The 12,320-nt window shown below is 55.3% G+C and carries 13 protein-coding genes; 4 read left to right on the forward strand and 9 right to left on the reverse strand.

Annotation, left to right across the window (positions count from 1 at the left end; translation table 11 throughout):
- Nucleotides 1–4 precede the first annotated feature (4 nt).
- The 6 genes from H7A51_06820 to H7A51_06845 form a co-directional block, all read right to left on the reverse strand.
- Nucleotides 5–424, reverse strand: coding sequence for a hypothetical protein (locus tag H7A51_06820; protein ID MCP5535933.1), 420 nt, complete (start codon nt 422–424; stop codon nt 5–7).
- A gap of 93 nt (nt 425–517) precedes the next feature.
- Complete coding sequence (locus H7A51_06825) at nt 518–1,309, reverse strand: GTP cyclohydrolase I FolE2 (GenBank protein ID MCP5535934.1); 792 nt, start codon at nt 1,307–1,309, stop codon at nt 518–520.
- 100 nt (nt 1,310–1,409) lie between these two features.
- Nucleotides 1,410–1,661: a 30S ribosomal protein S18 gene (gene rpsR, locus H7A51_06830; GenBank protein ID MCP5535935.1), complete on the reverse strand. Its 252-nt coding sequence runs from the start codon at nt 1,659–1,661 to the stop codon at nt 1,410–1,412.
- Nucleotides 1,662–1,713: 52 nt separating this feature from the next.
- Nucleotides 1,714–1,887: a 50S ribosomal protein L33 gene (gene rpmG / locus H7A51_06835; GenBank protein MCP5535936.1), complete on the reverse strand. Its 174-nt coding sequence runs from the start codon at nt 1,885–1,887 to the stop codon at nt 1,714–1,716.
- A 225-nt stretch (nt 1,888–2,112) separates the two neighbouring features.
- Nucleotides 2,113–2,877, reverse strand: coding sequence for a TraR/DksA family transcriptional regulator (locus H7A51_06840; protein MCP5535937.1), 765 nt, complete (start codon nt 2,875–2,877; stop codon nt 2,113–2,115).
- 263 nt (nt 2,878–3,140) lie between these two features.
- On the reverse strand, nt 3,141–4,097 hold the full coding sequence (locus H7A51_06845; GenBank protein ID MCP5535938.1) for a thioredoxin family protein: 957 nt from the start codon (nt 4,095–4,097) through the stop codon (nt 3,141–3,143).
- A 162-nt stretch (nt 4,098–4,259) separates the two neighbouring features.
- On the opposite strand from H7A51_06845, the gene H7A51_06850 reads away from it, so the two are divergent.
- Nucleotides 4,260–4,817 carry a YqgE/AlgH family protein gene (locus H7A51_06850; protein MCP5535939.1) on the forward strand — a complete coding sequence of 186 codons (558 nt, stop codon included), beginning with the start codon at nt 4,260–4,262 and terminating at the stop codon, nt 4,815–4,817.
- A gap of 13 nt (nt 4,818–4,830) precedes the next feature.
- Here the strand turns inward: H7A51_06850 and H7A51_06855 are convergent, their stop codons facing one another.
- The 3 genes from H7A51_06855 to H7A51_06865 form a co-directional block, all read right to left on the reverse strand.
- Nucleotides 4,831–6,336, reverse strand: coding sequence for a TrkH family potassium uptake protein (locus H7A51_06855; protein MCP5535940.1), 1,506 nt, complete (start codon nt 6,334–6,336; stop codon nt 4,831–4,833).
- Nucleotides 6,337–6,384: 48 nt separating this feature from the next.
- Complete coding sequence (gene trkA, locus H7A51_06860; protein ID MCP5535941.1) at nt 6,385–7,731, reverse strand: Trk system potassium transporter TrkA; 1,347 nt, start codon at nt 7,729–7,731, stop codon at nt 6,385–6,387.
- 209 nt (nt 7,732–7,940) lie between these two features.
- Nucleotides 7,941–8,783: a PEP-CTERM sorting domain-containing protein gene (locus tag H7A51_06865; GenBank protein ID MCP5535942.1), complete on the reverse strand. Its 843-nt coding sequence runs from the start codon at nt 8,781–8,783 to the stop codon at nt 7,941–7,943.
- Nucleotides 8,784–9,492: 709 nt separating this feature from the next.
- Here H7A51_06865 and H7A51_06870 point away from each other — a divergent pair.
- The 3 genes from H7A51_06870 to trxB all read left to right on the forward strand — a co-directional run bounded on the left by H7A51_06870 (nt 9,493) and on the right by trxB (nt 12,301).
- Nucleotides 9,493–10,323 (forward strand): LysR family transcriptional regulator, encoded by an 831-nt coding sequence (locus H7A51_06870; GenBank protein MCP5535943.1) that lies wholly within the window; start codon nt 9,493–9,495, stop codon nt 10,321–10,323.
- A 27-nt stretch (nt 10,324–10,350) separates the two neighbouring features.
- On the forward strand, nt 10,351–11,235 hold the full coding sequence (locus H7A51_06875; protein MCP5535944.1) for a LysR family transcriptional regulator: 885 nt from the start codon (nt 10,351–10,353) through the stop codon (nt 11,233–11,235).
- 136 nt (nt 11,236–11,371) lie between these two features.
- Nucleotides 11,372–12,301, forward strand: a complete 930-nt coding sequence (gene trxB / locus H7A51_06880) for a thioredoxin-disulfide reductase (protein ID MCP5535945.1) — start codon at nt 11,372–11,374, stop codon at nt 12,299–12,301.
- Nucleotides 12,302–12,320 lie beyond the last annotated feature (19 nt).

A 12,320-nucleotide genomic window follows, 5' to 3' on the forward strand; every position in this document is an offset into this window, starting at 1 on the left:
CGGCCTACGCTTCTATTTCCTCGCCCCCGACGTGAAAACCGATTTTCCGGGCAGGTTTTTCCTCCTCGATCTTGCGGGTGTAACACACCACCTGGAAACTCGACTGGTGGCTGATAAACATACAGGCGGAACCATTGAGGTTTCCTTCCACCACCACACTTGAGTGGCCGTCCTCACCCAGGGAGTGGACTTCGACGGCGTCTCCGTTCGACATCAGGGCAAAAATCGCCGGCTCCTCATCTTCGGGCAAGCCCTCGCGCCACTTGGTGATGCGCACAGCGAGGCGACGAATGAACTCGCCGGATGATTCAAAGCGGTGTTTCTGCTCGTCCGGCATGCGGGCGAGGATTTCACGGACATCCGGCATTCCCCTGGCTCCAGGAAGTGTCAGGTATGGGCGGCGGAGGTAATGGTCATCGGACATGCCCCCTTTTTACCGCAGCTGGCAAAAACCGCACGCATGTTTTTCACCTTTTCAAGTGCGAGAGCCAGGTGAGCATGCAGACCGGTGATTGTCTCACTTGCCCACCGCTTCACTTTCCACCACTGCGTAGGCATTGTGGTTATGGATCGACTCGTAGTTCTCCGCTTCCACGCGATACCAGACGATGTTGTCCTGGGCGTTGGACCGGGCGGCGATGTTGCGGACAAGGTCCTCAACAAAGACCGGGTTGTCGTAGGCGCGTTCGGTCACCGCTTTTTCATCGGGCCGTTTCAGCAGGCTGTAGAGTTCGCAACTGGCGGAGGCTTCCACCAGGTCGACCAGATCCTCGATCCAGATGGGCTTTTTGAACCGCACCGAGTAAGTCACCGTGCCTCGCTGGTTATGGGCGCCCCGGGCACTGATCGCCTTCGAGCACGGGCAGAGGGTGGCTACCGGAACAATCACGGTCAGTTTGAAATCATGGCCACCGTCGATGTCGGATTCGGCTTCAAAAACCACCTCGTAGTCCATGACACCGGGCATCCCGGTGACGGGTGCGGGTTTGCTGCGAAAGAAGGGGAAGCGGAATTCAACGTGTGCCTTGCGGGCGTCGAGCCGACCGAGCAGCTCGTTCGGGATGGCGGTCATTTCCCTGACGTCGAGGCAGTTGCCGTGGGAGTTCAGCACCTCCACAAAGCGACTCATGTGGGTACCCTTGAAGTGATGGGGCAGATCCACAGCGAGGGCCGTGGTCGCGACGGTTCGCTGCGTGCTACCGTCCTTGTTGCGCACCTGGAGCGGGAAGCGCAGGGATTTGACACCCACGCGGTCGATGGCGATGTTCCGGTCGTCAAACTCGTTCTGTGTGTCCTTAAGTTCCTTCATCGTGGTCAGTAGCAGTTGGTTGGCGCGTAAAAAACAAAGAAAAAAGCCTGCCCGGAATCAGCGGACAGGCTTGGAAAGTGACTTATTCACCTTAACGGAATTACCCGATCAGGTTACAGGCGCGGGCGCGCTTGATCTCACGGGTGATCTTGCGGTGAAGCTTGGCGGAAACACCAGTTACGCGACGTGGAAGGATCTTACCCGTGGAAGTAGTGAACTTCGTGAGCAACTCGACATTTTTATAGTCAACCTCGGCGGCCGGGATGTCGTGGCGACGGTGCGGCATCGGGCGGTTGGCTTTCCAGAATGAAATGCGGCGCTCTTTGTTCTTAGGAGTGGATATTGAGGACATGATGAAAAATGGTGGTTCGTGTTGCTAGCAGCTGGTGTGAACGGTCGATAGCCTAGCGCATCTCACGGTGGAGAGTACGGCGACGAAGAAACGGGTTGAACTTGATTTTTTCCAGACGGCCTGGAGTGTTAAGGCTCTTTTTATTACGAGTGGAAGTATAGCGTGAAGTGGGCTTTCCTTCAGCCTTTGCTTCGGTGCATTCGAGGATGATGATGTCGCGTGCCATGATCTGATGATTGTTAAAATAGTGATGGAGGTGCTGTCTTTGTTTTCAATAAAGTGCGGAAATCGGGTCGCCTGTGTCGGTTTGTGTGCCTGGCCTGAGCCGCGGTAGGTGTCTGGAATGTATCCGACGCGGGGCGCGAAGCCATGGTGGGCGGGACGCGCAAACTACGCATTTACGCCCGTTGGTCAAGCAGAGAATCCGATGATTTGGTATTTTTGCGCATTTTTATCGCATATTGCCATTGGAGAAGCCGAATTCCGGTTTGCTGTTGCCCCGGTTATTGCCGATTTGCTTTTCCCATTCGGCCTGACACTCGACGGTGTAACGGGCGAAGGGAATGGCCTCGAGGCGCTCTTTGGGGATGCGGTTGCCGGACATTTCACAGATTCCGTAGACGCCGGTCTCGGCCCGGGTGATCGCCTGCTCGATCTCGCTCAGGGCATCTTGCTCCTTGGCCAGCAGGTTGAGGGCGAAATCACGATCGTAGGAGTCGCTACCGGCATCACCGGTGTGCATTCCCCCGCCACCGGTTTCCATGCTATCGGTATTTTTCAAGGTGTCATGAGTGACACCATACATGGCGTCGAGGATTTCGTCGCGGAGGTCCAGCAAGCGCTGGTGCTGTTTTTTAGCAAACCCCTTGAGCACCACGGACTTGCGCGGGAGGGGCTTCTTGACAACCTTCTTGACCGCTTTTTTGCTTGGGGCAGCCTTGGTGACTTTTCTGGCCACCTTTTGGGTGGTTTTCTTCACGGCCTTTTTCGTGATCTTCTTAACCGCCTTCTTAACCGCCTTTTTGGTGACTTTTTTGGTGACTTTTTGGGTCACTTTCCTCTTGGTGACCTTTTTAGCCGCTTTTTTAGGCACTGCTTTTTGGGTGGTTTTCTTGGCTGTTTTTTTGCTGGCGGTAGATTTCTTGACTGCTTTTTTGGCAGCTTTCTTTACTACACGCTTAGCGGCTTTCTTTGTCGTTTTCTTTTTAGCGGCCATGGGGGAATAAGGTGACGTGGACAGGTGGAAATTGATTGCAATGGAGGGTATTTCAGGAGGCGTAGCCCCTGGTCATCAGGGGGGTCCCGAATCTAGGGCGGCAATGGCTAATCGCTTTTCTATCTCACTGCAAGAGAAATTTCCAAGATTTGCGCCCCTGGAAATCCACGGCATCCATTCCAGCTGACCCGCCCCCTGGAAGCTGGTTCCCACCGGGCTCGATTACCCGTCCCCCACCCGCTTCACCCCCCGCGATGGCGGGCTTACTCGCCCTTGCGGGCGTCGTATTTCTTTTTCTGGAGCAAAATCCATGCCTGGTCCGCATCGGAGAGCCTTTTGAAGGACGTGGTGCCACGTTTGCCATCGGGATCGATCAAGGTCACGCTCCCTGGCTGAAAGCGGTAAAGTTTGGCGAAGGTTTTCTGACCATCCCTGCTGGTCCAGAGCCGGTAACCCCGCTGTTCGTATTTCTCGCGCCATTTTCCATACGACTCCTCAGCCTTGACCACGGCTTGTTTCAAACGTGCCCAGTAATAATCCGAATCCCCTTTTTTGTACCCCCGGTAGCTGGCATGCACTTCGCCACTGGGCAGGAGGAGGACGACTGTGGGGTGGCCATGCACGCTGTAACGTTTTTTCAACTGCTCCACATAGCGGGATTTCCTTACCCCGAGATCGGTGTTGCGCTCTTTAGGGGGAATGGTGGTATCCACCCGCAATCTAACCAATGTCGAGGTCGCCCAGCTTTCAAAGTCGGAGGTCGAGAACAACTCATCACTCAGTCGACGGCAAAGCGGGCTTTGCGCGGAATCAGTAAACCAGATCAGCAGGGGTTTACCCGTCTGCCTCGATTGCTGGGCTGCTTCCTTATAGCTCATGTGCCAGGTTTTGTTTTCCGGCTGCTTCCACAGCTCCTCCAGGCCACCGCCAATCGCTTCATCCGGGTTTTCCGGAGCCCAGACTATATCCTCATCCCGGGTGATACCCGCCGCCTTGCCCGGGGAGCCCGATGCGGCACCCGCTGATGCTCCCCCGCCAGGCGATACCCCGGCCGTCGCGGGGCCCATCCCCGCAACCCGTCCTCCCGCACTCTGGTAAGCTCCGAGACCGTAGGGGTCGTCCTTGGAAGCTTTGTTACCGCCCCCCAACAAGGAACACGATACCATCGACAATCCAGCGATGACGGAACCGATGGCAACAACAGGTAGTTTCCAATCCATGGAGTCCATAGGGATATGCTTCACGGCCAACAGCGACTTGGCAATCCGCAAGTTACAAGAAATTCCATCCCTGTAAAATGGATTAAAAATAATTGTCCTAAAATCATGGATCCGTCACTTGACATCTCACGGACTTTCCTCGAAAGATAGTCAGTACCGCCCATGCATGATTCCACCGATTCCCCCATTCACCTCGAAGGCCAGCTGCTGATCGCCGACCCTTCGTTAAGGGATGGCATTTTCAATAAAAGTGTGATCCTGTTAGCCGAACATCATGTCGATGACGGTGCCTACGGCTTGATCCTGAACCACCCCACGGGACAGCTCCTTGGTGATTTGTTGACATCGCCCGAGTTTGCCGATCTCGTCCATATTCCGGTGCACCTCGGTGGCCCGGTAGGCCAGGAGCATCTTACTTTTGCCGCGTTCTGGACGAAGGAAAACCAGTCGCTCAAATACGCCACCCGGATCTCCGCGGCTGACGCCATCAGACACTCCCACCAGCCAGGCACCCTGGTCCGGGCCTTTGCCGGATATTCAGGATGGACTGCTGGCCAGCTGGAGAACGAATTGAGGAGAAACTCCTGGATTCCAACCCTCCCGACCTCGGGCATCCTGGCCAGTCATCACGCACACGATCTGTGGGCCGACCTATTGCGTGGCATCTCCCCGTATCACCGGATCCTGGCTGAGGCACCCGACGACATTTACGTCAATTAGCCGCGCTCCGCCGTTAGTATTTCCTCCAAATCGAGGGCATGAACAAGACCAGGATGGCATAGAGTTCGAGACGACCCAAGATCATCAAGACCGACAGGAACAACTTGGTCACTGGGAGTAAATGGGCGAAGTTCCCGGACGGCCCCACGTCGCCAAAACCCGGGCCGATATTAGCGAGTGTCGCCACCACGCAGCCAAACGAGGTAATCATGTCGGTGCCATTGGCCGATTCCAAAAGGGCGACAACAAAGCATGAGACGATCACGATAAAGGCGTAAAGCGCGACGAATACCACGGTCTGCCCCCTCTCGGTTTCGCCCAGGGCATTGCCGTTGACATGCATCCGGAATACCTGGTTGGGTCGGAACGCCTTGACGATTTCAAACCGTGCCGTTTTGAGGAATACGATCAGCCGACTCACCTTCAGACCACCGGCTGTCGAGCCCGAGCAGCCACCGAGCAACATCATCCCGGCGATCATGATCAGCCCGAAACTTGGCCACTCCGTGTAATCCACCGTGCCAAACCCAGTGGTGGAGGCAATGGATGTGATGGTAAACCAACTGTGTCTCAGCGCGGTCAGGAAATCCACGGTCTGCGAGCTTGCGATCCCAAAGGCCAGAACGACAGCCGAGACGACACACAAGACAACAAATAAACGGCCCTCCTCCTCGTCGCGCAGTCGTTTCCACCGCTTCCTCAACAACACCACCCAGACCAGGAAGCTCATGCTGCACACCACCATGAACAGGCTGAGCCAGAGCTCGATCAACCACCCGTTGCCCCAATCCATGTAGTGCCCGACACTGGCATTATGGGGACTGAAACCACCGGTTGAAACCACCGTGAACGCATGTGAAACCGCATTATACGTGGTTAGTCCCATCGCCTTCAACCCCAACACACAAACCACCGTGATACAGACATACACCTTCCACAAAATCATGGCGGTGTCCCGGATGCGGGCTGTGCTGGCCTCACCCGTTTGGAATGAGGACTCGTTGCGGAAAAGCGATTTCGACCCCATCCCGAGGTAGGAAAGGATAGCGACAAACAGAACCAGGATACCCATCCCCCCCAGCCACTGGGTCACAGAACGCCACATCAGGATACCTCTCGGCCATGACTCAATATTACCAGCTACGGAGGAATCCGCACTCATCACTGTCGATCCCGTGGTGGTGAACCCGGAAGCCGATTCAAACAATGCGTCAGCAATCTCCAACTTGGGCTCACCTAACAAATACGGCAAACTTCCCACCGCTCCACACAGCAGCCAACCCAGCCCCACCACCACGATCCCCTCGCGCCTGGGAATACGGTCAATTTTCCCAATACCACATACCAGCAGCAAGAGCCCCCCCACGGCAACCACCCCAGCGGATAAAAACAAGGCCTTCATGGCACCGACGTCACCAGGCACGTCATCCAGCCAGGCGAATACGCCGCAGAATGCCATCGCCACACTCTCCAACAGAAGCAAGGCACCAAGGAATTTAGCGAGGATCCGGAAGTTCATTTTTTAACGCAATGGCGGGTAGCGGGTAGCGGGTGGTGGGCAGGGCGGTCAGCGGACCAGTTTGAGGAACTTGCTGCGCACCTTGGGAGCCACCATCGCATAAATGGTGTCACCCGGGTGCAGCACATCTTCCGGCCCTGGAAAACTCGCGTGGATACCTCGCATGAGGGCAACCAGCACACAGCCCTCCGGCCAGGCGACCTCGGACACCATGTGTTCCGCAGCGATCGAGGCCTTGGCCACCTCCGTCTCGATCACCTCGCCGGCACCCATTTTCTTGACGGTGTGGAACCGGTCCGAAGTCAGGAAACGCTCAAGCTCACGCCGGGTAGCCTCCCGGGGACTCACCGCAGCGAGGACGCCAAAGTGGCGACCACTGGCACTGATCGCATTCGCATAATCAGCCCGGTGGATCAGGGTGAGGCAGTTTTTGGTCCCGAGGTTATTCGCCTGCAAGCAGGTCATCACGTTATCCTCATCACTACCACTGGTGGCAATGAAGAAATCCGCATCGCCTACCTGCTCTTCCTCCAGCTCCGAAAGCACCGTCCCATCGGTGTTGATCACTGTGGTGTCCGCTAAAAGCCCTGTAAGCTCTTCCGCACGCTCACGGTCCTTTTCAATGATCCTCACTTTACAGTGGAAACTTTCTAACATCTGCGCGAGGGAAAAACCGTATTCACCACCACTGAAAATAACGACGCGGATCTCCTCTTGCTTGCCGCTTCCCTTTTGCAGTCGGGTCGACAACTTGCGCAACTTGTTGGGCTCCCCGAAAATCGTCACCACATCACCCGCCGCCAGTGCGTCTTCAGCTGAGGGGACAAAGTGTTCGCCGCCGCGGGTAATCGATGCCACCCTCGTCCGTTCGGGTGCCTTGAGGTCGACCAGCCGTTTACCAACGGCATCACTGCCTTCATTGACGCGGACTTGCTGCAGTTCTATACGTCCACGCGCGATTTCCTCCACCATCAGCGAATCCGGGTTTCTTACAAATTTGGAGAGTTCGATAGCACTGAGCCGCTCGGAGCTGAACACGTGGTCGATGCCAAAATGGGTGCGGTAGTCGAACAGCCACTCCTCACGCTGGAGGGCGGGATTCACCCGGGCGATCACTTTCCGGGCATCCAGTTTTTTGGCCATCGACGCCGACATCAGATTCACCGTACTGTCGCTGGTCAATGCAAGGAACAGCTCGCACTCCACCACTCCGGCATCGAGAAGCACACTGGCACTCGCACCGCTGCCGGTGATAACCCGTCCGTCGATATGCTGTTCAAGTTCGGCGGCGACCTGGGCATCGTTTTCAATGACCACGATGCTATGGGCCTCGCGCGACAGGGAGATCGCCAGATGACGTCCGATTTCTCCAGCTCCTACAATAATAATTTTCATAGACACAGCCAGCGGGCCGCGCGGCGTTTCTGCCATCTTTGTAAAGCAATTGCAAGGCTGATCCCCACACGCAGTTCACGCTGTCACACCATCAGGCAGAAATAAAAATGGGAGCCGGGGCGCACCCCGGCTCCAGTGGGAGAATTCAGTCTTCCCCCCTTTTTTGGGCTCGCAAACCCCCGAAACACAGCAAGCCCAAAACTGCAAAGTTACTTACGGCGGCGGCGGCCAAGCAACGTGACCACACCCACTCCAAGGAGTACGGCGGACGAAGGCTCCGGCACAGGTGTTACCGTGAAATCAGTATTGCTGATCCTAAAAACGTCATCTCCATTACCCAGCAGGCCGGCACTGACTGTCTGGGATGCTGACCACTTGATCTCCAGAGGCCCGTTCGCCGGATTATAGTTGAAGTCCGCGCTACCCGAATAAGACGAGTTCACCAGGTTCGTAATCCCAAGCAGAGCACCCACATCTGATGATGCGTAGAGAACGCCACTGCCATCGGAAATCTCAAGGGTGAGATCAGGGAAAACGCCTGCGCCCAGACCTAGCAAGCCGTTGCTGAATTGCACATCAAAGTTATATGTCATCGTGTCTGCGACACCGGCGGTCCATGTTTCAGAATCGGGGACAGTGAGGCTGGCTTCCCATGCCATCGGCAATGCAAGCCCGGCAAGGTCACTCAGCAGTCCTGTTGATGCGGTTCCGAATGTGAGATCACCCACTCCTGTCGCAGTCTTTGCTCTTGTGCTAGCCAAAGGAAGGGTTACCAAAACACCTACGCCTAAGTTCGTGGAACCTTGGGCTGACAAATCCCATCCACCACCACTGCCGATGGCCGGAGTGTTGTTATATGTAAGGACCAGACCAAGGGGAGACAAGGGAGCCTCCACCGTAGCATCGGCTCCATTGTTGAAGCTCAATGCGTTGTCTGCTGCCGATCCATTGGCATAGGGCTGGTATGTCTGGGCTCCTGCCATGCCCGCTAGGGCGGTCATCGTCGTCAAGCCCAGGAAGGCTTGCTTGATTCTGTTAGTTTTTGGTTTCATGTTTTTATTTGGGTTCTTGCGAATGGAAATTCTTTTGAACGCAAACACCATAGCTTAGTTAGGCTTTGTTAAATACACATCAAGACGCACATTTTTTTGATGGAGTCATCGCCATCGAATATCTCCAATTTTCTATTGAGCCATAAGCAATATGCTGTATTACGGTGTTGCAGTAATTTCACCCATACATGCACCGATTCGCGGAGTTATCTGCATCCACCTATTGTGCGAACACGTCGACCATCCCCATACCGCGAGGGGACTAACAAAGAGATCATAGTTATACGATAGCATCCCAGCCAACGGGTTCATTTTGCGATCATGGAATCCACAAGTTCTGCCGCCCCGATATCAGGCATGCCGTTTTCACTTCGTGTCAGATCAACACAACGGACTCACATCCCCTATGACGGACTGACTGTTAGCCTGCCCCCCCAAATAGGCACATTTCCCTCCATGCGCCCACCAACCTACAACACCCTCCTTATGGACTCATAAGTTTTGCACCTACAGAGTCACAAAAAATACATTGTTTCTACAGCCCTGACCCTGTTTAATGTGATCCAAGCTCACCCTCATATCTGGAACAACGATGCCATCCCTCCATCAAAGCCGACCAACCAACCATTCTGTGGAGATCTGCAGCCAACCTGTAGTCAAGGATCACCCAAGCCTCTACTGCGCAGCATGTGGGGACTGGGTTGACCTAGTGAACTTAAAACGCCTCCTTGTTCTCAATCAGGCCGACTCCTATACAGAAGCAGCCTATCGATTAAAAATCAGCGAAGCGCACCTACGGCGTAATATCCGCTCAATGGAGGACAGCGTGGGGTTTAGGCTGGTCGCACGCAAATCAGGAGGGGCTTTCCGCCTCACTGATGAGGCAAAAAGGTGGCTGCGGTCATTCGACGAGCTAAGGCAATCCTTGATGTCTCTGGAGGAAACAATAGGCAACGCGCATCGGGCATACCACAAAACAGTGATAGGAGTTAACCCCTGCCTGGCATTTTCACACACGCTCCGGGAGAAATTCCTCGATCCAAGCACCCGCTCCGGCTCGTTGGATCCGATTTTCAAATTCAACCTCAACGAACAACACCTCCTGTCAGGTGCGTGCGAGGCATTCATAAGCTGCCTCCCCTCTACGCATAAACAGTTGTCGTCACGGGTGCTCTACCAGGAGCCACTGGTTTACTACCAAAGCAATGGCGACAACGCACAGCCGTCGACAAACGGCCTGACCGTCATTCTGTGGTCGTTGATGACAGAGGCACGGGCACTGGATCTGCTTCGGGACACCCTTGGATTCCAGAACAAGGAAACTCGTTTCATCCGCGCTGCCAACGCAACCGAGGCATTGCAATTTTCATCCCAGCCTGATGCGGTCTTCCCTTCCATACTCTTAAGCCAGGGGCTCCCCCCGAAAAACGTGTCAGCACTTCCGTTTCAAAAAAACGCAACGACTCCGGTTTATCTCATCTCCCGACTCCGGCCTCCACTCAAACCCGCGGTCAACGAATTTTTCCAGATATCGAAATAACAAGCTCATTACACAACGCACAAATCAATGAACTTATCGATCAAGCAACTCCACTACTTCACCCATGCTGCCAAGCTCGAGAACATATCCGCCGCCGCTGCCCAGCTTGGCATCACACAGCCGACACTCTCGTCGGCTCTGCAAAAAATCGAGAAAGACCTGGACACCCAACTCTTTGATCGAGCCGGTGGACACATCTCCCTGAACACTGCCGGGCAAATGCTCCTGCCACGGGTCAAGCAACTGCTTACCAGCTTCCTCAGGGTGGCACATGCAGCAGAGGCCATCAGGGCAATGGATACAGACGCCATCTCCATGTCCATCCCCTCCTGCCCATGGACACACAGCCTGCGGTCTGAAATAAGCGGGGATCCACGCATCAAGCTGCAGCTACCCAGCCATCCCGTGACAAGTGCAGGAGTCTCATTAATCGAGTCCGACCTCTCCATCCTGTGTCAATATGCCCCCCGCCCTGCTGGCATTGGATACCAATATACCGACATCATTCAAATCCCCGGACTCTGCTCGGCAACCGCAACCACGGCGCCCAAGGATCCCCCCTCATTTATGAATCTACTCATTCCGAGTGGAACCCTCGTCTACGGTATCAAAGGCATCTTGCAGAGCAGACAAGCAGCCGAGGCCGGCATGACCTACCGGGCTATTCAGGAATTGCCGTGCTTCGACCATATCGCAGCCACTTGTCTAGGCTTAAACGATATTGGCATCTTTCCAGGCCCCGCATCGATGTGGACCCGCATATTCGGAAACCTTCTCCGTTTCCAAGATATGGAGCCTTTCAAAGAGTTCTCCTGCACAATCAGCCTGGTCAGCTCTAACAATACCGACCCGGCTCTGGTGGAGGAAATGGCATCACTGTGCCGCAAGAACATGACAACCTTCATGTTCTAGCTATGTTCTAGCTATAGAATCCCTGTCGCATGACCCGCGGGCAGCCGTTGTTACTTCGCTGCGGCATGACCGGATAAAACCACTTGCCCACCGATCATTAACGGGCATAATCCCGCGCGTTCACACTCTCAACATCATGGAAAACGTCATCATCATAGGAACCGGCCCTGCCGGATACACCGCCGCCATCTACGCATCCCGTGCCGATCTTAACCCGCTTGTGCTGACCGGCACCCAACCCGGAGGCCAACTGACCACAACCACTGAAGTGGAAAACTTCCCCGGTTTTCCCGAAGGCATCAGCGGCCCTGAGCTGATGGTGAAAATGCAACAACAAGCCGAGAAATTCGGCACCCGCGTCGAGTTTGGTCGCGTCGAAGCCGTCACCAAAAACGACGACGGCACATTCACCCTCAAAGTGGGCGACAAGGAGCTTCACACCAAGGCGGTGATCGTCTGCTCCGGCGCCTCCGCCCGCTACCTCGGACTACCCGGCGAGGAAGAACTTACCAAGGGGGGGCACGGGTTGACAGCGTGTGCCACCTGTGACGGGGCATTCTACCGCAACGTGCCCGTCTGCGTGGTCGGCGGTGGCGACTCGGCCTGTGAAGAAGCCACCTTTCTCACCAAATTTGCCAGCAAGGTCTACCTGATCGTCCGGCGCGACGAGCTCCGGGCATCCAAGATCATGGCCCAACGTGCCCTGAACCACGAAAAAATCGAAGTCATCTGGAACTCGGGAATCAAGGAGTATCTAACCAACGAAAAGGGCGACATCCGTGCCGTCCGCCTTGCTGACACTCAAAGCGGGGATCTCTCCGAGCTCGAGGTCGAAGGCGTTTTCATGGCGATCGGCCACACCCCCAACAGCGACTTCCTCAATGGATTGGTCGAAACAGACGACAACGGCTACATCCTGCAAAAACACGGCACCCGCACCAGCGTCGAGGGAATTTATGCGGCTGGCGACATCTCGGACACGGAATACCGTCAGGCGATCACCGCCGCCGGCCAGGGCTGCGCCGCAGCCATTGAAGTCGAGCGTTGGCTCGCCGAACAGGAGTAATCCGACGCCCATTCAACCC

The sequence above is a fragment of the Akkermansiaceae bacterium genome, from assembly GCA_024233115.1.
Lineage (GTDB): Bacteria > Verrucomicrobiota > Verrucomicrobiia > Verrucomicrobiales > Akkermansiaceae > Oceaniferula.